Origin of the sequence: Sorangium sp. So ce834 (genome assembly GCF_051521425.1) — a bacterium.
Classification (GTDB): Bacteria; Myxococcota_A; Polyangia; order Polyangiales; family Polyangiaceae; genus Sorangium; species Sorangium cellulosum_D.
Genome location: NZ_CP150351.1, coordinates 13,808,395 through 13,834,031 on the forward strand (window position 1 = coordinate 13,808,395; position 25,637 = coordinate 13,834,031).

A 25,637-nucleotide genomic window follows, 5' to 3' on the forward strand; every position below is an offset into this window, starting at 1 on the left:
CGACTTTCTCGTTCTCTTGTCCTGGTAGGGCTCTTCTCCTCGGGTGTTTTCTCGTCCCTCCTCGCGGCCTGCGGGCCGGAGGACCCCATGCCGACGCCCGGCTTCGGCATCGACGGCTCTGATCCACAGATCATGGTGACGGAGGTCCCGCCGCCGGCCATCAGCGGCGGAACGCTGCTCCTCGCCGCCGACGGACGCACGGCGGTCGCGGCGGACCCCGACCGCGATCGCGTCTGGATCGTGGACCTCGACGGCGGCGAGCCGGCGGCGGTCGCGCTCGCGCGCGGGGACGAGCCCGGGCGCCTCGTCGAGGACGCGAGCGGCCGGGTCCACGTGGCGCTCCGGCGCGCCGGCGCCGTGGCGACCCTCGACATCGCGTCGCGATCCGTCGTCGAGCGTCGGGAGGTCTGCCGCGCGCCCCGCGGGGTCGCCTTCGACGCGTCGCGCGACGCCATCCACGTCGCCTGCGCCGGCGGCGAGCTCGTGACGCTCCCCGCCGCCGGCGGCCCCGCCGTCCGCAAGATCCGCCCCGCCCCCGACCTGCGCGACGTCGTGGTCGAGGGCGACCGGCTCCTCGTCAGCCGCTTCAAGTCCGCCGAGACCCTGGTCGTGGGCCCCGAGGGCGAGGTGCTCTCGCGCCGCGCGCTCCCCGCCTTCCGCTCCAACGGGTTCAGCACCTCCGATTACGCGCCTTCCGTGGCCTGGCGCATGGTGCCGCGCGCCGAGGGCGGCGCGCTGATGGTGCACCAGCGCGCCATGGCGTCGCAGGTCACCCTCAGCCCGGGCGGCTATTACCAGGCAGGCGATTGCGATGGGAACATCGTGCACGGCGCGATCAGCCGGATCGCCCCGGCGGATACTCCCGACACGGCGGCCTCCCCGCCGCCCGCGGCCGCCATCCCGGGCGTCTCGCTGCCGGTCGACATCGCGCTATCGCCCGACGGCAGCCGCGTGGCCGTGGTCGGGGCCGGCAACGACGTGGTCGTGACCGCGGCCGCCGGCAACCTGACGCGCGACTCCGTGTCCGCCAACTGCAACCCCGAGGTCACCTCGCAGCGGGTGGACGGGCAGCCGGTCGCCGTGGCGTTCAACGCCCGAGGGGACATCGTCGTGCAGCTGCGCGAGCCGGCCGCCCTGGCCGTGCTCGGCGGGCGCACCATCGCGCTCCCGGGCGAGAGCGTCAGAGACACAGGCCACGACATGTTCCATCGCCCGCCGAACGGCTTCAGCGCCGTCGCGTGCGCGTCATGCCACCCCGAGGGGCACGAGGACGGACACACGTGGAACTTCGACCCCGTGGGCCTGCGCCGGACCCAGACCGTGGGCGGCGGCATCCTAAAGACGGCGCCCCTCCACTGGAGCGGTGACATGCAGGATCTCGCCGGCCTGATGGGAGAGGTGTTCGTCTCCCGCATGGGCGGCCCGAAGCCCGGCGCCCGGCGGCTCGACCTGATGGCCCGCTACATCGACAGCCTGCCCGCCTTTCCGGCGTCGCCGCCCGAGGACGAGGCCGCCGTCGCGCGCGGCGCCGCGCTCTTCCACGACAAGAAGGTGGCCTGCGCCGATTGCCACGGCGGCCCGATGCTCACCAACAACCGGAACGAGGATGTCGGGACCGGTGAGCTCTTGCAGGTGCCCTCGCTCATCGGCATCGCCGGGCGCGCGCCGTTCATGCACGACGGCTGCGCGGCGACGCTCCGCGATCGCTTCGATCCCGCGTGCGGCGGCCGCGATCACGGCGACGTCTCCGGCCTGACCTCCGCGCAGCTCGACGATCTCGTCGCCTACCTCGAGTCGCTCTGAGCCCTCGCCCCGCCGCGCTCCCCGCGCGACGCGATTGAGGCGTTCCTCATCACCCGGGGCCGATTGCCACGATCGCGCCCTGCCATCGTCCGGCCGGCGCGGCGCTGGATCCGCAATAGACGGGAAATCCGGACGCGCGTCAGGCGACATCGCGGCGCTCGCGGACGGCACAGCGGTTGCTCCTTGATCGACGCAGACACCGCGGTTCGATGGATCCGAGCCACAGGCACGGTCTTGTCTTCTTCTCACGACAGGGCGAGCCGGGCTTCCAGCGGAGAAGCGGACCCGCGCGGCGGCGCGAGCTCGCCAAGGAGGACACCATGCCGAGAGGCGATAAGTCGAGCTACACGGACAAGCAGAAGCGGCAGGCCGAGCACATCGAGGAAGGGTACGAGAAGCGCGGCCTTTCGGAGGGCGAGGCCGAGCGGCGGGCCTGGGCGACCGTCAACAAGATGACCGGCGGAGGGAAGAAGTCGGGCTCGGGGGTGGGCAAACCGGTGAACAAGGAGCCGGCGAAGAAGGGGGGCCGCAAGGGCGGCGCCGCCTCGAAGGCGAGGCCGGCCTCGGCGCGGAGCGCGGCGGCGAAGAAGGCGGCCGCGACCCGCAAGCGGAACGCCGCGGCCCGCGCCGGCCAGGGCGCGGCGGCGAAGAAGGCGGCGCCGAAGAGCGCTGGGTCGAGCGCGCGCAAGGGCGCTGGGTCGAGCGCGCGCAAGGGCGCTGGGTCGAGCGCGCGCAAGGGCGCTGGGTCGAGCGCGCGCAAGGGCGCGGGGCCGAGCGCGCGCAAGGGCGCTGGGTCGAGCGCGCGCAAGAGCAGCGCCTCGCGCAAGACGGCGAGCAGCCGCCCCCGCGCCACGCAGGGCACGGCGCGCCGCAGCGGAGCCAGCGCCTCGCGCAAGACGAGCTCGCGGCGCACCGGGACAGGAGCGCGGCGCGCCGCGAGCGGATCCTGACCTCGGCGCGAGGAGGGGAGAGGGGACGGCCATGCAAGAACTTCAGAGCAACGGGGCGCCGGACGGCGAGGGGCGCGTGGCGAGGGACGAGTCCGGACCGCAGGAGGAGAGCCCGAAGGGACGCGCCTTCCTCGCGAATCTCGTGCGGGAGCTGTTCCAGACGGAGCGCTCGGCGAAGGCGCACCCGCTGGTAGAGGCGGAGCGCCTCGGCGATGTGCCGCCGGCGCACGCCATGCGGGCGGTCTCGGCCCACGCCGAGGCCGTGTTGTCGGAGCTCCCGTCGCTCTTCGGCGAGCGCGGGCTGCCCGTCAGCGCGGGCGGGAGCGCGGTGGGCCACGTCTTCTCGGCGCTGCGCGACGACCTCGCCGATTACCTGCTGAACGCCGAGAAGTCCTACCGCGGCACGCTGCTCGGGATGCGCCACGGCATCGACCTCGTCGAGCTGATCCAGTACGTCGCCGCGGCAGAGGGCGACACGCACCTCGCGGCCTGGTGCGCGCGCTGGCTCGCGGCGCGCAAACCCCTCGTCGAGGCGGCCGCCGGCGAGCTCGCGTGGTTCGCGGCGCGCCCGGCGCGCGCCACCCGCGCGGCGAAGGACAGCGCGGTCGCCCACCTCCTCCAGGGCCTCGTCCATGGCGCCGAGCTCGCGGCGCACCGACTCCGCCGCCTCGCCGCGCTCGCCGGTTGACGCCCGACGGCCGCGCGCCGACAGAGCCCGGCGCACGGCGAGCCGGCGCGCGCCGTGCGCCGCCGCGGCGCACGACGGCGGCGCGGCGGCACGGCGCGGGTGTCGTCTTTGCACAGAAGCGCCGAACGAGCGCTGAACGAGCGCTGAACGAGCCCTCAACGAGCGCTACGCTCGGGCGAGGACAGCCCAGCACCCACGAGGTCCATGGAGAACACGCATTCGAAGAGGGGGAGCGGGGAGCGCGCCGAACCGGTCTCGCCCCCGGGCGAGGGCGCGACGGCAGAGCCCGCGCCGCGCGGCGCAGCGGGGGCGGCGCCGCGCGAACAGGAGCGCCACACGCTGCACGAGCCGTCCGCGGACTGCGCGCTGATCGACGCCTTCTTCCAGGCGACGACCGCCGGGCTCGGCGTGATCGACCGCGATCTCCGCGTGGTGCGGCTCAACCAGGCGCTGGCGGACATCAACGGCATCCCCCTCGAGGCGCACCTCGGCAGGACCATCCCCGAGCTGCTCCCGGAGATGGGCGACGCGATCGTCGCCCAGCTCCGGCGCGTCCTGGAGACCGGGGTGGCGTTCACCGCGGAGGTGACGGGGCGGACGCGGTCCTCGGACCTGCCGCGCTCTTGGCTGGTCAATTACGCGCCTGTGCGGGCGAGGGACGGGGGCGTCATCGGCGTGGGGGCCGTCGTGCTCGACATCACCGAGCGCAAGCGGACCGAGGACCGGCTCCAGGAAGAGGGGGAGACGCTCGAGCTGCTCAACCTCACGGGCAAGCAGCTCGCGGCCGAGCTCGATCTGGAGAAGCTCGTGCAGGCGGTGACCGACGCGGCCACGCGGCTCTCCGGCGCGCAGTTCGGCGCGTTCTTCTACAACGTCACGAACGCCGAGGGGAAGAGCTACATGCTCTACACGATCTCGGGCGTGCCGCGAGAGCACTTCTCCGGGTTCCCGATGCCGCGCAACACGGACGTGTTCGCGCCGACCTTCAACGGAGAGGGCGTGGTGCGCCTCGACGACGTCACGCAGGACGGGCGCTACGGGAACAACGCTCCTTACCACGGCATGCCGACTGGCCATCTGCCGGTGGTCAGCTACCTGGCCGTGCCGGTGGTCTCTCGCTCCGGGAGCGTCATCGGCGGGCTGTTCTTTGGGCACTCGGCGCGGGGCGTCTTCACCGAGCGGGCGGAGAGGCTGGTGGTCGGCCTCGCGGCTCAGGCCGCCATCGCGATGGACAACGCGCACCTGTTCCGGCGGGCGCAGCAGCTCATCCAGGCCCTCGAGCGGAGCAACAAGGAGCTCGATCGCTTCGCCTATGTGGCGAGCCACGATCTGAAGGCGCCGCTCCGCGCCATCGCGAACCTGTCGCAGTGGATCGAGGACGATCTCGTGGACAAGGCGTCGCCGGAGACGCGCCAGCACATGGATCTGCTCCGCTCGCGCGTGGTCCGGCTCGAGGCGCTCATCGAGGGGATCCTGCGCTACTCGCGCGCTGGACGCGTGCGCGACAAGCCCGAGAGCGTGGACGTCCGGAAGCTCCTCGACGACGTGCTCGCGCTGCTCACGGTGCCCGAGGGCGCGTCGATCGAGATCGCGGCGGGCATGCCGACGCTCCTCGCGGAGCGGGTCCCGCTCGAGCAGGTCTTTCTCAACCTGATCGGCAATGCGTTGAAGTACGCCGATCGCCCCGACCCGCGCGTCGAGGTGCGGGGGCGGGATCTGGGCGAGCTCTGGGAGTTCTCGGTGAAGGACAACGGGCCCGGGATCGCCCCGCAGTACCACCAGAAGGTCTGGGAGATCTTCCAGACCCTGAACCCGCGCGACAACGTCGAGGGGACGGGCATCGGGCTCTCGATCGTCCAGAAGATCGTGCTCAGCAAGGGCGGCCGGGCGTGGGTCGAGTCGGAGAAGGGCGCCGGCGCCACGTTCTTCTTCACCTGGCCGCGGAGCGAGCCGGACGTCGGGAGCGGCGTGCGCTGAGCAGGGCCGGCCGCGGCGCGCCGCCGTGCGGGCCGCGAAGCGAGCGTGGCGATCCGCCACGCACTGCGCCGAGGAGCACGCCGCTGGCGGCGCAGCCGGCCGGAGGCGCCGGCGCGACGCGAGGGTGAGGGGCGCGGAGGTCGGGCGCGCGGATTGCTTCACCGCGAGGGGCGCTCTGCGCGATCCGTTTCATCGAGGATCGGTGAGCGCGAGCCCTGGCCTCTTGCTGGAAACTCGACGGTGATGCATCGATCCGTGGCTGTCCTGTTGAATTGCTCTTCCCGATCGAACCGCGCGGCGGAGCAGCGCGCGCGGCTCGGGGAGCTCCTGAAGGCGACCGGCTTCGACGCAGATCTGCTGTGCGCCGAGAAGACCCGGCACACGGGGGAGCTCGCCCGCTACGCGGCGCGGGAGCCCTACGATCTGGTCGTGGCGGCCGGCGGCGATGGCACGGTGAGCACGGTCGCCGCGGCGATCACCGGCACGGACAAGACGCTTGGGGTGCTGCCGCTGGGGACGGTGAACCATTTCGCCAAGTACCTCGGCGTTCCGCTGACCCTCGAGGGGGCCGTGCGCACGCTGGCCGAGGGGCGGCGCGCCCGGGTCGATGTGGGCGAGGTCAACGGCCGTGTGTTCGTGAACAACTCGACCCTGGGCATCTATCCCGGCATCGTGCGCGACCGCGAGGCGCTCCGGAAGCGGAGCGGGCTCAACAAGTGGGTCGCCCTCTCGCTGGCGACCGTCTCGGGCATCCGGCGGCACGAGCGCGTCCGACTCCGGCTCTTCCTGGACGGGCAGGAGCTCCAGCTGGACACGCCGTTCGTGTTCGTCGCGAACAACGATTTCAAGCTCGGCGACGTCGACCTCGCCCGGCAGCATCCGCCGGGCTCGGGCGAGCTCGGGGTGTGCGTCGCGCACGCCGAGAGCCGGCTCTCGAGCGTCAGGCTCATCGCCAGCGCCCTCGCCGGGCGCATCCAGAAGGCGAGCGATTTCAGCATTTTGCGCACGACGGAGCTGCGGGTGGAGGCGCCGGGGCGCCGCCGCCTCCACGTGGCCGCGGACGGCGAGGTCCTGAAGATGGAGCCGCCGCTCTGCTATCGCACGCGGCCCGAGGCGCTCCGCGTCATCGTGCCCCTGTCGTCCAGCATCAGCGCGGGCTCACGACGGCGGGAGGGCTCAACGGCACACGTCGCCGCGCTGGGGGGATGATTCATCATGCGCACGCTCGTGCACCTGTCGGATCTGCACTTCGGTCGCGTCGACAAGGCCATCCTCCGCCCGCTGATCGACAGGATCTGGCGGATCGAGCCGAGCGTGGTCGTGATCTCGGGCGACCTGACCCAGAGGGCGCGGAGCGCCGAGTTCGCGGAGGCGCGCGGCTTCCTCGACGCGCTGCCCGCGCCGCGGATCGTGGTGCCCGGCAACCACGATGTCCCGCTCTACAACCTGTTCGACCGGTTCTTTCGCCCGCTGGACAGGTACCGGAGCCACATCACGGACGACCTCTCGCCGTTCCACCTCGACGCGGAGCTCGCCGTCCTCGGCATCAACACCGCGCGGTCGCTGACCATCAAGGACGGGCGCATCAACGCGCGGCAGATCGAGGGGATCAAGGCGAGGATGTGCGAGCTCGGACCCGAGATCACGAAGATCGTTGTCACGCATCATCCGTTCGATCTGCCCGAGAACTCGCCGCACGCGATCGTGGGGCGCGCGAGGCAGGCGATGGCGGCGATCGCGAGCTGCGGGGTCGATATCATCCTGTCGGGTCACCTGCACCTCAGCCACACGGGGCACTCCGCGGAGCGGTTCGAGGCCGGCGGGCACTCGTCGCTGATCATCCAGGCCGGCACGGCGACGTCGACGCGCGGGCGCGGGGAGCAGAACGCGTTCAATGTGATCCGGGTCAGCGGACACAAGATCGATATCGAGCGGAACTTCTGGGAGCCGGAGAGCAGTATTTTCAGGATCGCGGGCGCGGAGCACTTCGAGGAGACGGCGCGGGGGTGGGTGAGGGCGGCGTAGACGCAGATTTCACGGCGACCTCAACCGCACGGGAAGAGACGGACCACAAAGCGCAGAGGGCACAGAGGAGGAGAGGTTTCAAATCTCTCCCTCTGCGCCCTCTGTACCTCTGTGGCTTAAATCGCCTCTATCTCACGTCTCCCTCACGCCAGCTTCCCGAGCTCCCGGAACCGCCCCCGGAGGTCGCTGTAGAGCCCGCGGTACACCGCGTGGATCTCCCGGTACCGCGCCGAGCGCGCCTGGTCCGGCGCGACGCGGGAGACGACATGGACGAACGCGTCCGCCGCCTCCTCGACCGACGAGAACAGCCCAGCGCCCGCCGCGCCCAGGAGCGCCGCGCCGTAGGCCGGGCCCTCGGTCGACGTCGTGATCGCCACCGGCGCCTCGAACACGTCGGCCATCAGCTGACGCCAGAACCCGCTGCGCGCCCCGCCGCCCGTCAGCCGGATCTCGTCGATCGAGACCGCCGCCGCGCCGTTCGCCTGCCCCACGCCGCGCATCAGGTCCAGCGAGTCCGCGAGCCCGAACGTGATGCCCTCCAGCACCGCGCGCGAGAGATCCGCCTTCGTCGTCCGGGCGCTCAGCCCCACGAACGCGCCGCGCGCCGCCGCGTCGTTGTGCGGCGTCCGCTCGCCCATCAGGTACGGCAGGAAGACCACGCCGCCCGCGCCGGGGCGCGCCGTCGACGCCGTGTCCGAGATGATCTCGTACGGATCGACCTTGCGGATCTCCGCCGCCATGCGCTCCCCGTCGCCGAGGACGTCGCGGTACCAGCGGAGCGCGCCGCCGGCGGCGAGCATCACCCCCATCAGGTAAAAACGGCCCGGGACCGCATGGCAGAAGCTGTGGAGCCGCATCTCGGGCTCCACGACCCAGGTGTCGGTGTGCGCCAGGATCACGCCGCTCGTGCCGACCGACGCCATCGCCCGGCCAGGGCGCACGATGCCGAGCCCCACCGCGCCCGCCGCGTTGTCCGCCGCGCCCCGCACGACCAGCGTGCCCGCCGGCAGCCCCGTCGCCGCCGCGACCTCGGGCGTGAGCTTGCCGAGCGGCGCGTTCGACGGCGCCGACTTCGGGAACACCGCGCGCGGCACCCCGACCGCGTCGAGGAGCTCGGCGCTGAAGGCGCGATCCCCCGGCGAGAACGCCAGCGTGCCGCTCGCGTCGCTGTCGTCGGTCCCGAGCTCGCCCGTGAGCTTGAGGCCCACGAAGTCCTTCGGCATCAGCACCGCGCGCACGCGCGCGAACGCCTCGGGCTCGTGCTGCCGCAGCCAGAGCAGCTTCGGCAGCGTGAACCCCTCGAGCGCGCGGTTGCCGACCAGGCGCGCGAGGCCCGCGTCGCCGACCTTCGGGTTCGCGTGGATCGCCTGGCACTCGGCCGTGGTGCGCGTGTCGCACCACAGGATCGCCGGCCGGATGACGGCCTGCGCCTCGTCCAGCAACACCGCCGAGTGCATCTGCCCGGTCAGCCCGATCGCGCGCACCTCGTCCCGGCGCGGGCCGAGGGCGCGGGCGAGCTCGCCGAGGGCGCTCAGCGCCGCGGCGGCGAAGTCCTCGGGCTCCTGCTCGGCCCACCCGGCGTGCGGCGTGGAGAGCGGATATTCGCGGTGCGCCGACGCGACCGCCGCGCCGCGCTCCGTTTCGACTGCGATGGCCTTGAGGCCGCTGGTCCCGACGTCGATTCCGATCACGATGGCCATGAAGAGCGTCCTTTTCCTTGGAAGAGAAGGTGAGCGGCTGGAACGTTGAAGAGAAGGTGAGCGGCTGGAACGTTGAAGAGAAGGTGAGCGGCTGGAACGTTGAAGAGAAGCCGAGCGGCTAGAACACGACCTGGAGCTTCATGGGCGCGGTGCCCTTCTTCATCATCTCCAGCCCGCGCGGGAGCTCCTCGACGGGCATCGCCTCGGACAGGAGCCGCTTCACGTCGACGGCCCCGCGCTCCATCAGCTTGAATGCCCGGTCGTACGTCCTCCTGATCGCGAAGCTGCCGATGATCTCGAGATCGCGCCGGTAAATCTCGAAGGGCGAGACCTCGACCTTGTCCTCGGGACCACACACGCCGAACACGAGGTACCGGCCGCCGTTCTTCACGTACTTCAGCGCGTCGCCGAGGACCCGCGCGATGCCGGTCGCGTCGATCACGACGTCGAAGCCGTAGGGCGCGATCTTCTTGAGCTTCGCCGGGAGCGCGTTGTCGGCGACGACCACCTCGGTCGCGCCGTGCTGGCGCGCCAGATCGAGCTTCGACTCGACGAGGTCGACCACGGTGACCGCGGCCGCGCCGTTCGCGCGGCTCGCCTGGAGGTGGAGCTGGCCGATCGGGCCGGCGCCGAGGACCAGGACCTCCGAGCCGATCTCGATGCGCGCCCGATCCTGGCCGAAGACGACGCACGCGAGCGGCTCGCAGAACGCCGCCTCGCCGAACGAGACGCGCTCGAAGCGATAACAGTTCTTCGCCGGGACCCGGACGAGCTCGGCGAAGCCGCCGTCGCGGGTCACGCCCACCGCGTTCCACTTCAAGCAGTGGTTCTGCCGGTTGATCATGCAGAAATGGCACTCTTCGCAGGTCACCGTCGGGTCGACCATGACCCGGTCGCCCGGCCGGAGGCCCTCGACCTCGTCGCCCACGGCGGCCACCTCGCCGGCGAGCTCGTGCCCCGGGATCAGCGGGAAGGTCGGGAAGAAATCGCCCTCCCAGATGTGCACGTCGGTCCCGCAGATGCCGCACGCCTTCGCGCGGACGAGGACGTCGCGCGGGCCGATCTGCGGCGGCGCGACGTCGTCGCGTACGGCGATCTTCTTCACGGCTTCGAGAACGGCTGCCTTCATACGAGACCCTCCTCGGGGCATCGCAGGGGCAGCGCGGCCGCTTCCTGCGAAGCCCTCCTCGTGGAGGTCGCATAGGCGGGCCGCGGCCGGGCGTCGAGGGCCGTCGCGCCCCGCCCCGCGCGGCGGCGCGCGGGGCGGGCTGACGCGGGACGTCAGGACTTGGCGGAGAGCTTGGGCGGGGAGATCGTGCGCCAGAGGAAGGCGTAGACGTCCATCAGATCGCGCGGGGCGAGGCCGCGCTCGCGCAGGCGCCGCTCGAGCTCGCGCGCGAGCGCCTGCATCCGGCCATAGCCCTCGGCGCTCGGCACGCGATCGTAGGCGAGATCGAAGCCGAGCACGGACGCCTGCTTCTCGAAGAACGAGGGCTTCACGAAGACGTGCTCCTCCGGGTAGACGAGCGCGCTCAGGATCGTCGCGAGCGGCCAGGTGGCGACCTTGGCCGCGGCGAGCACGCCGGCGAGCCGGTCGAAGCGCGCGGCGTAGTCGCCCGCGCCGTAGAGCAGGTCGACGACCGCCTCGGCATAGGCGCGGTGGTGCTCGGCCGGCATCTTGTTGAACGGGATGAGATCGCCGAGCGGGTGCAGGAGGCCGGTCGCGGCCTTGTGGACCTTGGCGATCCGCTCCATGAAATCGGCGAGGTTGCCGGCCGCGAGCAGCGCCTCGAGCTCGGCCTTGCCGAGGAGCGCGCGGGCGGTCTCGATGGCGCTCTGCTTGAAGGCCTTGCTCTTCTTCTTCCCGCCCTCGGCCGCGACGGCCCCGGCGGCGCCGCGCTCCTCGGCGATGAAGTGCGGGCCCCCGAACCCGCCCTCGAACTGCGACTCGAAGCTCGCGACCTGCTCGTCGAAGCTCGTGAGCGGCGGCGCGACCACGCGCGCGCGCTGCTTCTTGGCGGCGGCCGACGGCCGGTCCCGGAGACCGCGGATCCTGGCCTCGAGCGCGCTCGCCTCGTCGTCGCCGAGCTGCACCGGCTCGAGCTTGGACCAGAAAGCCTTGGCGATGGAGTGATTGAGGCCATCCTCGAAATCGTAGAAGCGCTTTTCGTCGCGCTCCTCGACGAGGTATCCGAGTCCCCACTGGGGACACCCCGGGTGCTTGACGATGATCGGGGCCGAAGGTTCCGTTGAACGAGAGGTCGCCATAGGCGGCGCAGCCTACTCGATCTTGGGACGACCGCACCCGCTCCGGCGCCGCTTCTGGACCCGTGTTCAGGTGCGCCGCGCGGGCTGCGCGCAATCGAGCCCATCCGCGCCGGCGGCGCGCGGCGGCGCGGGCGTCGCGCCGAGGCGGGCGCGAGGCTAGTTGACGTCGCGCGTCGCCGAGGCGAGCGCGAGCTGCTGGAGCGCGAGCGCCTCGGTCACGCGGCGCACCCGCGCGCCGACGTCGAGGGTCTCCAGCACGGCCTGCCGCTCCCGCGCGTCGAGGATCAGGTGATGGGCGCAGAGGTCCGCGACGAGCGAGGTGGCCGCGTCGCGCGGCAGCCGGAACTCGAAATTGCCGTCGCGCTCGCGGACGAGCGAGGCGAACGAGGCCGCGGTGGAGATGAGCGCGGCGTGATCCTGGGCCGAGACCTGGCCGGGCTCGTCCTCCAGGACGGTCGCCGCGGCCGTGCGGTACGGCGGCACGAACGGGCGCTCCGCCAGGCGGACGCGGGCGCGGCCCCGCAGCACGATGTTGTAGCGGCCCCCCGGCAGCTCGGCGTGATCGATGATCTCGCCCGCGCCCGCCACCCCTGCGATGGCCGGGTGGCCGTGCGCGTCGATCGGGTGGGGGTCCGTGATGAGGACGACCGAGAGGATGCGGTGCGTCTCGAGCGCGTCGCGCACGAGCGCCCGATAGCGCGGCTCGAAGATGTGGAGCGGCAGGAGGGCGCCGGGGAACAGCACCGTCTGCGGCAACGGGAACAGCGGGAGCTCGGGCAAGGCCGCGTTGAGATCGCCCGGTCGCGGAGGCGTCGTTTCCACGGGCATCAGGTTAGCACGCGGGGGGGTCGGGTGTGGCGACGCCACGTACATCGAGCTCGGCAGAAGGCCTCATCGCGCTGCGCGCCGGCCGCCCGGCCGGCCTCGTCAGCCGAACATCTCGAGCGCCGAGCCGGTCACGGCGTCGGGGGCGTCGAGCGCGGCGTACACGATGAGCTGCGCCACCTCGTCGGCGCTCATCTGCGGGGGGAAGCCGCTGCCGGCGAGCATGTCGGTGTCGACCGAGCCGGGGAGCACGGCGATGGACTGGAGCCCCGTCCCGCGCAGCTCCTCGGCCAGGCTCTTCGAGAAGCCGACGAGGCCCCACTTGGAGGCGGCGTACGCGGCGTTGCCCGGGGACGCGATGGTCGAGGAGATGCTGCCGACGTGGACGAGCCGGCCGCGGCCGCGCGCCAGCATGGCCGGGAGGAAGGCGCGGGAGACGAGGTAGGGGCCGCGCAGGTTGACGGCGATCACCTCGTCCCAGGCGGCGGGCGAGGTCTCGTGGACCCGCGTCCCGCGGCGCACGATGCCCGCGTTGTTCACGACGACGCGGGGCGCGCCGAGCCACGCCACGACCTCGGCGGCGGCGCGCGCGACCTGCTCCTCGGAGGCGACGTCGCAGGGGACCGGCAGCGCCGAGACGTCGAGCCGGCGCACCTCGTCGGTCACCTCGTCGAGGCGCGGGCTCGGCCGGCCGAGCAGCGCGACGGACAGGCCGCGGCGCGCGAGCGCGAGCGCCGCCGCGCGGCCGATGCCGCGGCTCGGCCCCGTGACGACCGCGACGCCGCTCACCGCCTGCCCCCGGAGAGCGCGGCGGCGAAGGCGAGATCGCGCTCCGGGCCCGGCTCGGCGAACACCCCGGCGACCGCCACGGTCTCGATGACCGCGCCGGCCTTGCGCTCGCCGCGGGCGATGAGGCACGTGTGGGTCAGCGTGAGCTTGCACAGGGCGCCGCGGGCGCCGAGCTCGCCGACGAGCAGCTCGACGAGCTGCCCACCGATGCGCTCCTGCAGGGTCAGCCGCCGCGCCAGCGCGTCGAGCACGTGCGCGATCGTGCCGATGCCGGCGACCCGCGCGCCCGGCAGGTAGGCGACGACCCCGGCGCCGTGCCCCGGCAAGAGGTGGTGCGGGCACATCGTGGTCACCGAGAGATCGCGGGCGACGACGAGGCCGCGCTCGAAGGGGCCGGTCTCCATCGCGCCCTCGCGGAGCACCGCGGCCGCGTCGATGGCCTCGCCCTCGATCAGGTCGTCCGCCCACGCGTCGGCGACGCGCTCGCCCGTGCCGGCGAGCTCCCCCTCGACGTCGCGCCCGAGGGCGCGGAGGAACTCCTCGATCGCCCGTGCCGCTCTCTGTCGATCGATCACCGGGGCCCCGTCAGTTGAGCAGCTGCCGGCGCTTGGCCGCGGTGATCGGCTTTCGCCCGGCGTAGCCGGCCTCGAGCCCATGGTAGTGGTCGACGGCCGGCTCGCCGTAGCGCCAGCACAGCCAGACGAGGGCGCCGTCGAGGCGCCCGTAGAAGTCGCAGAGCCCGATCCGCTGGTCCTTCACGACCACGCCGAGCTCCTCGACCTCCTGCCACCCCGACTCGTACGCGGCGATCTTCTCCGAGAGCTCGCGCTCGCGGGCGCGCGCCAGCTCGCTGCCGCCGCGCGCCAGCTCGAGGAGCTGATCGGGCGTCGATGCCGGGCCCTCGACGGTCTTCACGAGCTCCTGCCAGCAGCGCTCGATATCGCTCGCCAGGGCGAGCTGCCGGCCGATCAGCGACGATAGCCGCGGGACGAGCGCGTTCGCCTCTTCGATGGTCCAGATGCGGGGAGTGCTCACGGGACCTCACCTGAGGGGCGGCGCGACGACCCGGTCATGCAGGGCCGGTAAGCGGAGGAGAGTGCGGTGTCAAGGGCTTCTCCGGGAGGATCCGCCGCGGCCGGGCGCGGGGCGCCTTCGAACGATGAGCCGCGCGCCAGCGCGGCTCGGCCCACGCGGGCTCGGCTGCTGGCGGGAGCCTGGCCCACCCTGTCTGGCCTTAGTCCACGCCAGCCTGGCCTGACCCAAGCCTGACCTAGCCTAGCCGCGCGCATGCGCGCGGCCCGCGCCGACCCGGGCGCCGGCGGGCCCGCGGCTGCGCGCGAGCGCCCTCGCGCCGCGAAGAGCGTCAGCCGGCGTGGTCGCGTCCCCTGCGCCGTGTCGGCCTCACCACACGGCAACGGGTTGCAACCGGCGTTCCGCAAGCGATAAGCTCGCGCCGCGATCGTGTAAGATTGCGAGGCCGCCGCATGCGACTCCGAACGATGTCGGGCATCAAGCTGTCGAATCTGCTCCTCTGCGGCTGGAGCGGGCTCGTCCTCGTTTACCTCTATCTCCCGATCCTGCTCCTCGTCGCCTACTCGTTCAACGACTCGCGGATGAGCGTGGTGTGGGAGGGGTTCACGTTCAAGTGGTATCGGCAGCTCTTTGGCGAGCTCGTCGCCCACATGAGCGACGAGCGCCGGTCGCCGCTCATCGAGTCGCTGAGCAACAGCGTGATCGTCGCCGCGATCACCTCGGCGTTCTCGGTCGTCCTCGGCACGGCGGGCGCCTTCCTGCTCTACCGGTACAGGTTCCCCGCGCTCCGGTCGATCAGCACGCTGATCTTCATTCCCATGATCATCCCGGAGATCATCATGGGGATCAGCCTGCTCATCTTCTTCAAGACGGTGGAGCTCGAGCTCGGCTTCACGACGGTCATCATCTCGCACATCACCTTCTGTTTCCCCTTCGTGCTCATCGCGGTCCAGGCGCGGCTCGCGGGGCTCGATCCGTCGCTCGAGGAGGCCGCGCTGGACCTCGGGGCGACGCCGCTCAAGGCGTTCTTCCTGATCATGGTGCCTTACCTTCTGCCCGCGATCGTCTCCGGTGCGCTGATGTCGTTCACGCTGTCGATGGACGAGCTCATCGTCACGTATTTCACGCGCGGGCCCAAGTCCGAGACCTTGCCGATCAAGGTGTTCGGCATGGCGAAGGTCGGTCTGAACCCGATGCTGAACACGATCTCGACCGTGTTCATCGTCGCGACCGCGATGCTCGTCGTGGTCGCCGAGTCGCTGAAGGGCACCGCGAGGCGGCCCCCCGACGAGAGCTGAAGGGGACCGACGCGCGGCGCGAGCGCCTGCGCCGGCGCAGGCAAGACAAGGAAAAGCCAATGAAACGCATCTCAGCGCTCCTGATCCTGTTGTTCGTGCCCCTCGTGGCCCTGCTCGGCTGTGGGAAGAAGGAGAGCCCGGCGCCCCAGGCGGCCGCCTCGGGCAGCGGCCCCGCGCCCGAGCCGAAGGCCGGCGGCGAGCTCAACCTCTTCGGGTGGTCCGAGTACGTCCCGCAGGAGATCCTGGACGGCTTCACGAAGGAGACCGGGATCAAGGTCAACTACGAGACCTACGCCTCGAACGAGGAGATGCTGTCGAAGCTCCTCGCCGGTGGCACCCGGTACGACCTCATCCAGCCCTCGGAGTACGCGATCGAGGCGCTCATCAAGCAGAAGAAGCTCCAGCCGCTCGATCACGCCCGCCTCCCGAACCTGAAGAACATCGCGCCCGCGTTCAGGAACCAGCCGCACGACCCGGAGCTCAAGTACACGGTCCCGTGGATGGGCACGACCGTCGGCATCGTGGTCAACACCCAGAAGGTGAAGGAGCCCATCAAGGGCTACAAGGACGTGTTCCAGCCGAAGCACAAGGGGCGCATCGTGGCCCTGAACGACAACCGCGAGATGGCCACCTGGGTGATGGTGACGATGGGGATGAACCCGAACGACGTGACGCCGGAGAACCTCGCGAAGATCAAGCCGACCCTGGCGGAGTGGATCAAGCTCGTGAAGGTGTTCGACTCCGACAGCCCGAAGACGGCGCTGCTCAACGGCGACGTCGACATCGGCGTCGTCTGGAGCGGTGAGGCTGCCTTGCTCTACCAGGAGGACAAGAACAAGTTCCAGTTCGTCCTGCCGGTCGAGGGGACGCACAAGGCGATCGACAGCCTGGCGATCCCCGACAACGCGCAGAACAAGATCGGCGCGGAGATGTTCATGAATTACATCCTCCGCCCGGAGGTCAGCAAGATCATCTCGGACAAGTTCCCCTACACCAACCCGAACACGGAGGCGCGCGCGCTGCTCACGCCGGAGCAGCTCGCGAACCCGGCGAGCTACCCGCCCCTCGCGGGGATGGAGACCTTCCACGACATCGGGAAGGCGGCGGCGGACATCGACAAGCTGGTGACGGACCTCAAGGCGTCGCAGTGAGCGGCGGGGCGTCATGAACACGGCCACCGGGCAGGTCGTCGAGCTCCAGGGCCCCCAGCGCAGGCCGGGCGTCCGCGGGTGGCTGCTGCTCGCCCCGCTCCTGCTCTGGCTCCTGGCCTTCGTCGTGGCGCCCACCGCGATCATGCTCGTTTACAGCTTCTGCGAGCGGGACGAGCTCGGGCAGGTGGTCTTCGAGCTCTCGCTGTCGAGCTACGCGCGGGTCCTCGACGCGACCTACCTCAAGATCCTGGTCAATTCGATCAAGTACGCCGCCATCACCACGGCGATCTGCCTCGTCGCGGGCTATCCGGTGGCGTACTTCATCGGCCGGGCCCGGGAGGGCATCCGGAACAAGCTGCTCATGCTGGTGATGGTGCCGTTCTGGACCAGCTTCCTCATCCGGACGTATGCCTGGATGTCGATCCTCAAGTCGGAGGGGCTCCTCAACGGGCTCCTGCTCTACCTGCGGATCATCTCGGCGCCGCTCGACATCATGTACACGCCGACGGCGGTGGTCATCGGCCTCGTCTATTCGTACCTTCCGTTCATGATCCTGCCAATCTACGGGAGCGTCGAGAAGCTCGACAACGCGCTCATCGAGGCGGCGTTCGATCTCGGCGCGGGGCCGGTGTCCGCCTTCTCGCACGTCATCGTCCCGCTGACGCGCCCGGGGATCCTCGCGGGCGTCCTGCTCGTGTTCATCCCGGCGCTCGGGATGTTCGCGATCACCGATCTCATGGGCGGGTCGCGCGTGCCGATGATCGGCAACGTCATCCAGAACCAGTTCGGTCAGGCGCGCGACTGGCCGTTCGGCGCCGCGCTCGGGATGACGCTGCTCCTCCTGTTCTCGCTGTTCTTCCTGCTCGGGATGCGCAAGGAGCCGGACCGGTGACGCGGCGCCGCGCCCCTCCGCCGCCGCTCCTCCCGCTCTCCCCCTCTGCGTATCGGGCCCTCAAGGTAAATCGATGGACGTAATGGTCGAGCTCCGCGCGGTCACCAAGCGATTCGGCAGCTTTCAAGCCGTGAGCGAGGTCGATCTCCAGATCCAGGCGGGCGAGTTCATCACCCTCCTCGGCCCCTCGGGGTGCGGCAAGACGACGCTCCTCCGGATGATCTCGGGGTTCGAGACGCCGACGAGCGGCGCCGTCCTGCTCGAGGGGAAGGACGTCACGCACGAGCCGCCCTACCGGCGGGACGTGAACCAGGTGTTCCAGAGCTACGCGCTGTTCCCTCACATGACCGTGCAGGAGAACATCAGCTTCGGCCTGCGGATGAAGAAGGTCCCGAAGCCGGAGATGGCCGAGCGGGTCCGCGCCGCCGTCGCGATGGTGTCGCTCGAAGGCATGGAGCAGCGCAAGCCGTCGCAGCTCTCCGGCGGGCAGCGGCAGCGGGTCGCGCTCGCGCGGGCCATCGTCTGCCGCCCGAAGGTCCTGCTCCTCGACGAGCCGCTGTCCGCGCTCGACGCGAAGCTCCGGCACGCCATGCAGGTCGAGCTCAAGGCGCTCCAGAAGAAGCTCGGGATCACCTTCGTGTTCGTGACCCACGACCAGGAAGAGGCGCTCACCATGAGCGACCGCATCGCCGTGATCAACAAGGGCCGCATCGAGCAGCTCGGCGACGCGTCGCAGATCTACCACCGGCCGAAGACCACCTTCGTCGCGAACTTCATCGGCCAGGCCAACATCCTCCGGGCGGCCGTCCTCTCGCGGAGCGGCGAGCGCGCGCGGGTCCGGCTCGCCGGCGGGATCGAGCTCCTCGTCGACGCCGAGCACCTCGCGGGCGGGGCCGATAGCGCGCTCATCTCGATCCGGCCCGAGAAGATCGCGCTCCGCAAGGAACGGCACGGCGATCTGGAGAACTGCTTCGAGGCGCACGTCGAGGACGAGCTGTTCAAGGGCGCCACCGACCAGCTGCGCCTCCGGACCGACTCCGGCCTCGAGCTCACGGCCGTGGTGGCCAACGAGAGCTCCGTCCAGGCCGCGCTGCACGCCGGCGACAGGGTGTTCTGCCACCTTCACCCCGACGACATCGTCATCGTCCACGAGGGGTGAGCCGCCGCTGGCCGGCCGGCGGTCGCCTCCGCCCGGACGAGCTCCGGTGAACGCAGGAAACCATTAATCTTTTTCGTCCTGCCACCCCGCCTCCCCGGCCCGCGCCGACCGCCGCCGCGCGCCGTGCAGCGCCAGTCATTCCGGCGCGGCGCCGGCGCCGGTGTGGTGACGGAGCGTCGTGAACTGCGGTTCTCATCCGGGCGCGGCAGCGTGGAAGTCGGGCTCGAAGGCCGCGTAGGATGGAGGCATGCTGCTTGCCAATCGGCCTCGCATGCCCCGACGGTCGCTTGCGCTTGTCGTTCCTGCGGTCCTCTTCTCTTTCTCCGGCGACGCCCTCGCCGCGGGGGCGTGGCTGCCCGGCGCCGGACAGGCGTCCGTCGAGCAGCGCGTCGCCGTCGCGGCGGGGCCGGAGCGCACGACGCTCTGGACGAGCCTGCGGTTCGACGGCGCGCGCGGGCCGGTGGCGGTCGTCGTGCCGGTGCCGCCGCTCGCGGCGCTCGACGCGAGCTCGGACGCGTGGTTCGAGGCGCTCGAGGCGGCGACCGCGCCGCGCGTGCTCCCGCCCGAGGGCGTCGCCCCGTACTGCCCGGGGGAAGCGGGCCCGCCGGGCCCGTTCGAAACCGTCGGGCAGCTCGCGCACGAGCCGACGCTCGAGCCGATCGAGGTGGCGGTGCTCGAGGACGCGGGCGCGGTCGCGCGCTGGGCCGAGTCGGCGGGGCTCGCGCTCTCCTCCGGGACGGCCGCGCAGCTCGGCGCGCTGCAGGGGATGCGCTTCGCGGCGGCGCGGTTCGAGGCGCCCGGCGGGCCGGCGGTGACGCGGACGCTGCGCGTCGTCGTGGGCGGCGGGGAGCCGCGCCTGCCGCTGTCGCTGGCCAGGGCGGGCGCGGGCGACGTGCGCGTGACCGCGTGGCTCCTCGGCGACGGCCGGGGCGCGCTGACGGGCGCGACGCGGGTGACGCTGCCGCCGGCCTCGCTGAGCTGGGACGCGGGCGCGCAACGCAGCGATTACGAGGCGCTGCGCGCCGAGGCCCTCGGCCAGACGGGGCCCGACGGGGCGCTCGTCGAGGCCGCGGGGCACGAGGCGCTGAGCCGCCGCATCGCCCTCGGCAGCGACAGCGTGGACAGCGTGGTCGCGGCCTATTTCGCGCGCGCGGGCGCGTACGGCGACGCCGGCGACGGCCCGGGGGCGTGCGCCGCCGTGGCCGCGGCCGCGCTGGAGTCGAGCCTCGCGGTCGCCGCGAGCTGCCCGCGCGCCGCGCTCGGCGTGGTCGACGGCGCGCTCGACTGCGCGGAGTCGCCCCGCAGGGACGAGACGGATCCCGATCTCCTGCGGTGCGGCCCGATCGCCGACGATCTCGCGGTCGGGCTCTCCGGGCTCGCGCCGTCGTCGGTGTGGCTCACCCGCGTCTCGCTGCGGCTCGCGGCCGGGCAGTCCGGCGCGGACTGGCCGCTGGCGTTCGGCGCCGGCGCGTCCGTCTCGCCGGTCGTGAGGGCCGGCGCCGTGCGCCAGGACGCGTGCTCCACCGAGACCGGCGGCGGCGGCGCGGGCGGCGATCCCGGCGGCTCGTCGGGCGTGGGCGGGCCCGGGGGCCTCGGCGGCGGGCCGAGCGCCGGCGCGTCGAGCACGACCGGCGGGCCGTCGGGCGTGGATGACCCCGATGACTACTACTACGACGAGCCGGTCGCGGACATGGGCTGCGGCTGCGCCGGCACCGCCGATACGGTCGTGGTGGACGACCCCGAGCCGCAGGACGAGGACGAGGTTTACGCGGGGGAGTACGAGGACGACGGCTGCAGCGGGGACACGAGCGAGACGGGATCCGAGGACGAGTATTACGCGGAGGACGACGGCTGCAGCGGGGACACGAGCGAGACGGGGTCCGAGGACGAGTATTACGCGGAGGACGACGGCTGCAGCGGGGACACGAGCGACGAGTCCGAGGACGAGTATTACGCGGAGGACGACGGCTGCAGCGGGGGCTCCGACGACTCCGCCGAGTCGGAGGACTGCTCGATCGCGGGCGAGCGGCAGCCGGGCGCCCGGAAGAAGCGCGGGCCGAAGCTGTCGGTCATGGCGCTCGGGGTGTTCGCGCTGATCGCGCCGCTCCGGCGCGCGAGCCGGCCGCGGAGGAGCGGCCGGCGGTAGGGATCGGGCGGGCGGCGCCGCGGCGGGCGCGGGCGGCACCGGAGAGGGGCTTCCCGTGCCATACTCCCGCGGGAGGCCATGACGTGAACGCACCCGCCCGCAAGCTCTCCTTCACCTACGCCGAGTACCTCGAGCAGGAGCGGGCGAGCCCGACCAAGCACGAGTACCTCGGCGGCGAGATCTTCGACATGGCCGGCGGCACGCCGGAGCACGCGCGGCTCGCGGCGCGGGTGACCGTGGCGCTCGGCGCGCAGCTGGCGCGGCGCCCCTGTGACGTGTTCTCGTCCGACCTCCGCGTGCGCGTCCTCGCGACGGGCCTCGCGACGTACCCGGACGTGAGCGTCGTCTGCGGCAAGCTGGCGCATGATCCCGAGGACGAGCACGCGGTCGTCAACCCGCTGGTGCTGGTCGAGGTGCTGTCGGACTCCACCGAGGCGTACGATCGGGGGGAGAAGTTCGCGCACTACCGCCGCATCCCCTCGCTGAAGGAGTACGTCCTCGTCTCGCAGGCGCACCCGCGGATCGAGGTGTTCCGGCGCAACGAGGACAACACGTGGACGCTCTACGAGGCCGGGCCCGGCGAGCGCGCGAGGCTCGCGTCGATCGACGGCGTGCTCGACGTCGACGAGGTCTATCGCGGGGCGCTCGAGACCTCCGCGGCGGGCTGAGGGGCCGACGGTCCACGGAGCCCCGATGCGCGACGTCCGGATGCGAGGTTTCCGCGAGCAGACGACGGTCGAGCGGGCGCTCGAGGTGCTCGGGCAGCGGATCCGGCGGCTCGGCGACGAGCCGGTGCCGATCGCCCGGGCGGCGGGGCGGGTCACGGCCGAGCGCGTGCTCGCCCGGGCGAGCGTGCCGCATTTCGCGCGCGCGGCGATGGACGGGTACGCGCTCGCCGGCGGGGCGACCTGCGGCGCGGCCGCCGGCGCGCCGGTCGAGCTCGCGCTCGTGGGCGCGTCGTTCCCCGGGCGCCCTCACGCGGGGGCGATCCGCCCGGGGGAGGCCGTGCGGATCACGACCGGCGCTCCGGTGCCCGACGGGGCGGACGCGGTGCTCATGGCGGAGCACGCGGAGGAGGCGGCGGGCCCGGACGGGGCGGCGGTGGTGCGGGTGCGCGCGCCCGTGCCGGCGGGCAAGCACGTCGCGTCGATCGGCGAGGACGTGATGGAGGGCGCGGAGGTCGTGCCGGCCGGGCGCCGGCTGCGGCCGCAGGACGTCGGCGTGCTCGCGTCGACCGGGGTCGCCGAGGTGCGCGCGGTGCGGAGGCCGTCGGTGCGGATCCTGATCACGGGCGACGAGCTCCTGCCGCCGGGGAGCGCGCCGAGCGGGGCGTGCATCGTCGACGCGAACAGCCTGGTGCTGTCGGCGCTCGCGCGCCGCGACGGCGTCGAGGACGTGGAGGTCGCGTATGTCCCCGACCAGCGCGAGGCGGTCCGGAGCGCCCTCGCGGCGGCTGGCGAGGACGTGGTGCTGGTCTCGGGCGGGTCGTCGGTCGGCTCGGAGGACCATGCGCCGCTCGTGCTCGCGGAGCTGGGCGAGGTGGCGGTCCACGGCGTCGCGATGCGCCCGGCGAAGCCCGCGGGGTTCGGGTTTCTGGCGGGTGAGCGGCCGGTGTTCCTGCTGCCGGGAAACCCGGTGTCGTGCCTGTGCGCCTACGAGTTCTTCGCGGGCCCCTCGCTCCGCGCCCTGGGCGGCCTGCCGCGCGCGTGGCCGCACCGGCGGCGGCGGTGCGTGGTGGCGCGCGAGATCGCCTCGCTGCCGGGGCGCGTCGATTACGTGCGGGTGCGCGTCGAGGGAGACCGGGTGTTTCCGATCGCGACGAGCGGCGCGTCGATCCTGTCGTCGACCACGCGCGCGGACGGCGTGGTCCTCGTGCGCGCCGAGGACGCGGCGGTGGCAGAGGGCGCCGAGGTCGAGGTGCTGCTCTACGACGCGTGAGGCGAGGCGGGACCGCGCTTGGTGCCGCCGCAGAACGGCAGTAGCCTCGGGCAAAGACCCATGAACCTTCGCTTTTCCCCCCTCCTGCGGCTCGTCCTCGTCGCCGCAGGCTGCCTGGCGAGCTGCGGCGACGGCGAGCGCGATTCGACGCCCGGAGGCTCCGCCTCGGGCGGGGGCGCCGGCGGGGGCGGCGCGGGCCTCGGCGGCGGCGGCAGCGCGGGAGCTGCGACCCCCGGATCCACCGGCGTGGGCGGCGGCGCGACCGCGAGCGGCACGACCGCGAGCGGCGCGACCGCGAGCGGCGCGACCGCGAGCGGCGCGACCTCCGGCGGCGGCGGCGCGGAGGCCGTCGCGCCGGGGATCCTCAAGCGCGCCGAGGGCAAGCTCGCCGAGTCGGGCCTCACCGTGGTGTCGTATGGCGGTTACCTCAACGGCGAATCGTTCCAGCAAGACGCGATCGTATCCTTCGGCGGTTACCAGTACACGGCCTTCTGGAACACCAACCGCAATGTCGTCCTCGCGCGACGGCAGCTGCCGGCCCGCCCCGGAGGGGCCGCCGGGGAATGGCAGAAGTTCGACTTCAAGGACTACCGGCTCAGCGCCGACGACGCCCACAACACCATCTCTCTCGGGATCGCGCCCGGCGACGGCACGCTCCACCTCGCCTTCGATCACCACGGCAGCACGCTGCACTATCGCCGCTCGGTCACCGGCCTCCTGACCGACCCGGAGGGCACCGCCTGGGCCGCCGCGAGCTTCGGCGCCGTCTCGAGCGCGCTCGTCGGCTCGACCACCGTGACCCTCGTCACCTACCCGCGGTTCGTCACCGAGCCCGGCGGCGACAAGCTCCTCTTGAGCGCCCGGATCGGCGAGAGCGGCAGCGGCGACGAGCACCTGTGGGAATACGACACGACGGCGCACGCCTGGAGCGCGCTCGGCGAGTACATCGAGGGCACGGACGCCAGCATCAACGCCTACCTGCACGGGCTCGCGTACACGCGCGGCGGCTCGCGCCTCCACGCGGCCTGGTGCTGGCGGGACACGCCGAACGCGACCACGAACCACGATCTCCTCTACGTCTACAGCGACGACCACGGGCGCACCTGGCACAACAATGCAGGGGAAAAGGTCGCGACCACCGGCGCCTCCTTCGTCACGCGGAGCACGAAGGGTCTCTCCGTGTGGGCCATCGGCCAGAACCGAGGGCTCATCAACCAGGAGCACATGACCGTCGACGAGAGCGGCCGGGTCCACGTGCTGCTCTCGCACCTGCCCGACGCCGCGGCCGACGACGCGAACTTCACGAACGCGCGGGCGCGCAGCGAGTTCTTTCATTACGTCCGGGATCCGGAGGGAACCTGGACGCGCCACGGCCTCGGCCTGCGCGCGATCGAGAACTTCCGGGGAAAGCTCGCGATCTCCTCCACCGAGAACGTCTACGCGATCCTCCCCGATCTGCGGATCGCCGGCGCCTCGCCGAGCGACGGCTATGCGACCTGGACGCTCCTCGACGCCTCCGACGCGGGCCGGTTCTTCTCCGATCCCCTGATCGACGCCGCCCGGCTCGAGGCCTCGGACGAGCTCACCGTGTACTATCCCGAGCGGGGATCCGTGAACATCTGGGGCCTCGAGTACTCCCTGAAGTGAGCCGCGCGAACGGCGCTCCTCCCCGCTGAGCGCGCGCCTGTCCGGGCCGAATGCCGCCCGGACCGCGGCGATGACCCGTGCGCGGGCACGCTCGGTGCTCGCCCTGACGCGCGGTCTTGCCGGTGGCGAGGGCGTGCACTGCCGCGGCCTCCGCGGCGGCAAGGGACGCGCGCGCCGCGAGCCCCGGCGCGCTCCCGCCACGAGGAGCGTTACCAATGAACCCCGACGCGTTCGTCAAGCGCGGATTCGCATTCATCGTTGGAGGAATGGTCGCGGTCTCCGCGTATTATCAGGCCTCCGGGGTCGCTCAGCTCATCGCCCATCAGATCGCGCGGGACGGCGCCCCTCCCGCTTTCCCGGAGAGCGCGCCCGCCCCGGCGCCGCCCGCCGAGGACCGCGCGACGAGCGCGGCGCCCATCCTGGAGCGCAATCCGTTCGACTCCACGACAGGGCCGCTCGTGCCTCGGCCGAGCGCGGCGACCGCCGGCCAGGCGGATCTCTCCCAGCGCGATCCCTACCTGGCGCCGCCGTGCGATACGGGCCGCGTCGTGCTCATCGCGGTGTCCGAGGACCCGGAGTGGTCGTTCGCCGCCGTCGAGGCAGAGGGCGGACGCACGGCGCTCGGGCGGCGCGGGGGGGAGATCGGCGGCCGGAAGGTCGAGCACATCGCCTGGGATCGGGTGTGGATGACGTCGGGCGGCACGCGTTGCCAGATGCAGCTCGGCAAGAAGAGCGACAATGACGGCAAGAAGGCGGCCGAGCCGCAGCCCAGGGCGCCGGATCCGCCCCGCGCGCCCCCCTCTCGCGCGTCCGGCAGGAGCGACGTCCCGCCCGAGATCGCCTCGCGCATGAAGCGCGTGAGCGACACCGAGATCGACATCGATCGATCGGCCGCCGAGAAGATCTTCGAGCAGCCCGAGATCGTGACGACCACCTCGGCGGCGATCCCGGAGATGCGGGACAACCAGGTGGTCGGGCTGAAGATGATGATCAAGCCGGGCTCGGTGCTCGAGTCGTTCGGGCTGCAGAGCGGCGATCTCGTGAAGTCGATCAACAGCATCGACCTCACCGACCCACAGAAGGCGATGATGGCCTACGCGCGCATGCGCTCCGACAAGAGCCTGTCCGTCGTCGTCGAGCGCGACGGCCGCCCGGTGAGGCTCAGGGTCAACATCCGCTGACGCGAGCCGCCCCCCGCCCCCCGCGGCCCGGGCGGGCCGCGGCGCTCCATTCTGGAGCGGAGGGCGCGAGCGGCGACGGCCGGCCTCGAGGCTCGCCGCGGCATGGCGGTCGCTCGACGACGGCGCCGCGGCGGGAGGCTAGGCGGGCCAGGGCAAGGCTGCTCTACT

The 25,637-nt window shown here is 72.2% G+C and carries 22 protein-coding genes; 15 read left to right on the forward strand and 7 right to left on the reverse strand.

All coding sequences use genetic code 11. The features are described from left to right. Nucleotides 1-87 precede the first annotated feature (87 nt). From WMF20_RS50590 to WMF20_RS50615, 6 genes are all read left to right on the forward strand, one after another. Nucleotides 88-1,803, forward strand: coding sequence for a c-type cytochrome (locus WMF20_RS50590; RefSeq protein WP_437609427.1), 1,716 nt, complete (start codon nt 88-90; stop codon nt 1,801-1,803). Between the two features lie 320 nt (nt 1,804-2,123). Further along, on the forward strand, nt 2,124-2,753 hold the full coding sequence (locus WMF20_RS50595; protein ID WP_437609429.1) for a hypothetical protein: 630 nt from the start codon (nt 2,124-2,126) through the stop codon (nt 2,751-2,753). Nucleotides 2,754-2,784: 31 nt separating this feature from the next. Beyond that, nucleotides 2,785-3,441 carry a hypothetical protein gene (locus WMF20_RS50600; RefSeq protein WP_437609431.1) on the forward strand — a complete coding sequence of 219 codons (657 nt, stop codon included), beginning with the start codon at nt 2,785-2,787 and terminating at the stop codon, nt 3,439-3,441. Between the two features lie 204 nt (nt 3,442-3,645). After that, complete coding sequence (locus WMF20_RS50605; protein WP_437609433.1) at nt 3,646-5,418, forward strand: sensor histidine kinase; 1,773 nt, start codon at nt 3,646-3,648, stop codon at nt 5,416-5,418. Nucleotides 5,419-5,673: 255 nt separating this feature from the next. Then, nucleotides 5,674-6,627, forward strand: a complete 954-nt coding sequence (locus tag WMF20_RS50610; RefSeq protein ID WP_437609435.1) for a diacylglycerol/lipid kinase family protein — start codon at nt 5,674-5,676, stop codon at nt 6,625-6,627. A 6-nt stretch (nt 6,628-6,633) separates the two neighbouring features. Then, on the forward strand, nt 6,634-7,443 hold the full coding sequence (locus WMF20_RS50615) for a metallophosphoesterase family protein (protein WP_437609437.1): 810 nt from the start codon (nt 6,634-6,636) through the stop codon (nt 7,441-7,443). Nucleotides 7,444-7,586: 143 nt separating this feature from the next. On the opposite strand, the gene xylB is transcribed toward WMF20_RS50615, so the two are convergent. The 7 genes from xylB to WMF20_RS50650 all read right to left on the reverse strand — a co-directional run bounded on the left by xylB (nt 7,587) and on the right by WMF20_RS50650 (nt 14,060). Continuing rightward, a complete protein-coding gene (gene xylB / locus WMF20_RS50620; protein WP_437609439.1) occupies nt 7,587-9,143 on the reverse strand; it encodes a xylulokinase in 1,557 nt (518 codons plus the stop codon). Between the two features lie 118 nt (nt 9,144-9,261). Continuing rightward, nucleotides 9,262-10,272, reverse strand: coding sequence for a zinc-dependent alcohol dehydrogenase family protein (locus tag WMF20_RS50625; protein WP_437609441.1), 1,011 nt, complete (start codon nt 10,270-10,272; stop codon nt 9,262-9,264). Between the two features lie 152 nt (nt 10,273-10,424). Next, complete coding sequence (locus tag WMF20_RS50630; RefSeq protein ID WP_129580987.1) at nt 10,425-11,411, reverse strand: hypothetical protein; 987 nt, start codon at nt 11,409-11,411, stop codon at nt 10,425-10,427. 156 nt (nt 11,412-11,567) lie between these two features. Further along, entirely contained in the window at nt 11,568-12,233 is a 666-nt protein-coding gene (locus tag WMF20_RS50635; RefSeq protein WP_129580988.1) for an LON peptidase substrate-binding domain-containing protein, read from the reverse strand. Between the two features lie 105 nt (nt 12,234-12,338). Continuing rightward, complete coding sequence (locus WMF20_RS50640) at nt 12,339-13,025, reverse strand: SDR family NAD(P)-dependent oxidoreductase (RefSeq protein ID WP_129580989.1); 687 nt, start codon at nt 13,023-13,025, stop codon at nt 12,339-12,341. Further along, on the reverse strand, nt 13,022-13,600 hold the full coding sequence (gene folE / locus WMF20_RS50645; protein WP_437609444.1) for a GTP cyclohydrolase I: 579 nt from the start codon (nt 13,598-13,600) through the stop codon (nt 13,022-13,024). Before folE ends, WMF20_RS50640 begins: the two co-directional genes overlap by 4 nt. Before the next feature lie 10 nt (nt 13,601-13,610). Beyond that, nucleotides 13,611-14,060 carry a DUF2203 domain-containing protein gene (locus WMF20_RS50650; protein WP_129580991.1) on the reverse strand — a complete coding sequence of 150 codons (450 nt, stop codon included), beginning with the start codon at nt 14,058-14,060 and terminating at the stop codon, nt 13,611-13,613. Between the two features lie 449 nt (nt 14,061-14,509). Between WMF20_RS50650 and WMF20_RS50655 the strand changes: the two genes are divergently transcribed. The 9 genes from WMF20_RS50655 to gspC all read left to right on the forward strand — a co-directional run bounded on the left by WMF20_RS50655 (nt 14,510) and on the right by gspC (nt 25,469). Continuing rightward, nucleotides 14,510-15,355: an ABC transporter permease gene (locus tag WMF20_RS50655; RefSeq protein ID WP_207217696.1), complete on the forward strand. Its 846-nt coding sequence runs from the start codon at nt 14,510-14,512 to the stop codon at nt 15,353-15,355. 59 nt (nt 15,356-15,414) lie between these two features. Then, nucleotides 15,415-16,506, forward strand: coding sequence for a polyamine ABC transporter substrate-binding protein (locus WMF20_RS50660; RefSeq protein ID WP_129580992.1), 1,092 nt, complete (start codon nt 15,415-15,417; stop codon nt 16,504-16,506). Between the two features lie 13 nt (nt 16,507-16,519). Further along, complete coding sequence (locus WMF20_RS50665; RefSeq protein ID WP_437609447.1) at nt 16,520-17,398, forward strand: ABC transporter permease; 879 nt, start codon at nt 16,520-16,522, stop codon at nt 17,396-17,398. A gap of 73 nt (nt 17,399-17,471) precedes the next feature. Continuing rightward, entirely contained in the window at nt 17,472-18,557 is a 1,086-nt protein-coding gene (locus WMF20_RS50670; protein ID WP_437609450.1) for an ABC transporter ATP-binding protein, read from the forward strand. A 247-nt stretch (nt 18,558-18,804) separates the two neighbouring features. Next, nucleotides 18,805-20,703: a DUF2330 domain-containing protein gene (locus WMF20_RS50675; RefSeq protein WP_437609452.1), complete on the forward strand. Its 1,899-nt coding sequence runs from the start codon at nt 18,805-18,807 to the stop codon at nt 20,701-20,703. Between the two features lie 83 nt (nt 20,704-20,786). Continuing rightward, nucleotides 20,787-21,371: a Uma2 family endonuclease gene (locus WMF20_RS50680; protein ID WP_437609454.1), complete on the forward strand. Its 585-nt coding sequence runs from the start codon at nt 20,787-20,789 to the stop codon at nt 21,369-21,371. Nucleotides 21,372-21,411: 40 nt separating this feature from the next. After that, a complete protein-coding gene (locus WMF20_RS50685; RefSeq protein ID WP_437609456.1) occupies nt 21,412-22,641 on the forward strand; it encodes a molybdopterin molybdotransferase MoeA in 1,230 nt (409 codons plus the stop codon). Between the two features lie 60 nt (nt 22,642-22,701). Then, nucleotides 22,702-24,288 carry a BNR repeat-containing protein gene (locus WMF20_RS50690; RefSeq protein WP_437609458.1) on the forward strand — a complete coding sequence of 529 codons (1,587 nt, stop codon included), beginning with the start codon at nt 22,702-22,704 and terminating at the stop codon, nt 24,286-24,288. Between the two features lie 215 nt (nt 24,289-24,503). Continuing rightward, entirely contained in the window at nt 24,504-25,469 is a 966-nt protein-coding gene (gene gspC / locus WMF20_RS50695; RefSeq protein ID WP_437609460.1) for a type II secretion system protein GspC, read from the forward strand. The last annotated feature ends 168 nt before the right edge of the window (nt 25,470-25,637 follow it).

Excerpts from the sequence above, each read along its gene's own strand:
- WMF20_RS50690 (WP_437609458.1), top strand. The coding sequence starts at position 22,702 with ATGAACCTTCGCTTTTCCCCCCTCCTGCGGCTCGTCCTCGTCGCCGCA.
- WMF20_RS50685 (WP_437609456.1), top strand. The coding sequence starts at position 21,412 with ATGCGAGGTTTCCGCGAGCAGACGACGGTCGAGCGGGCGCTCGAGGTG.
- gspC (WP_437609460.1), top strand. The coding sequence starts at position 24,504 with ATGAACCCCGACGCGTTCGTCAAGCGCGGATTCGCATTCATCGTTGGA.
- WMF20_RS50600 (WP_437609431.1), top strand. The coding sequence starts at position 2,785 with ATGCAAGAACTTCAGAGCAACGGGGCGCCGGACGGCGAGGGGCGCGTG.
- WMF20_RS50625 (WP_437609441.1), bottom strand. The coding sequence starts at position 10,272 with ATGAAGGCAGCCGTTCTCGAAGCCGTGAAGAAGATCGCCGTACGCGAC.
- WMF20_RS50655 (WP_207217696.1), top strand. The coding sequence starts at position 14,510 with ATGCGACTCCGAACGATGTCGGGCATCAAGCTGTCGAATCTGCTCCTC.
- WMF20_RS50605 (WP_437609433.1), top strand. The coding sequence starts at position 3,646 with ATGGAGAACACGCATTCGAAGAGGGGGAGCGGGGAGCGCGCCGAACCG.
- xylB (WP_437609439.1), bottom strand. The coding sequence starts at position 9,143 with ATGGCCATCGTGATCGGAATCGACGTCGGGACCAGCGGCCTCAAGGCC.
- WMF20_RS50665 (WP_437609447.1), top strand. The coding sequence starts at position 16,520 with ATGAACACGGCCACCGGGCAGGTCGTCGAGCTCCAGGGCCCCCAGCGC.
- WMF20_RS50675 (WP_437609452.1), top strand. The coding sequence starts at position 18,805 with ATGCTGCTTGCCAATCGGCCTCGCATGCCCCGACGGTCGCTTGCGCTT.
- WMF20_RS50670 (WP_437609450.1), top strand. The coding sequence starts at position 17,472 with ATGGACGTAATGGTCGAGCTCCGCGCGGTCACCAAGCGATTCGGCAGC.
- WMF20_RS50615 (WP_437609437.1), top strand. The coding sequence starts at position 6,634 with ATGCGCACGCTCGTGCACCTGTCGGATCTGCACTTCGGTCGCGTCGAC.
- WMF20_RS50595 (WP_437609429.1), top strand. The coding sequence starts at position 2,124 with ATGCCGAGAGGCGATAAGTCGAGCTACACGGACAAGCAGAAGCGGCAG.
- WMF20_RS50630 (WP_129580987.1), bottom strand. The coding sequence starts at position 11,411 with ATGGCGACCTCTCGTTCAACGGAACCTTCGGCCCCGATCATCGTCAAG.
- WMF20_RS50660 (WP_129580992.1), top strand. The coding sequence starts at position 15,415 with ATGAAACGCATCTCAGCGCTCCTGATCCTGTTGTTCGTGCCCCTCGTG.
- WMF20_RS50590 (WP_437609427.1), top strand. The coding sequence starts at position 88 with ATGCCGACGCCCGGCTTCGGCATCGACGGCTCTGATCCACAGATCATG.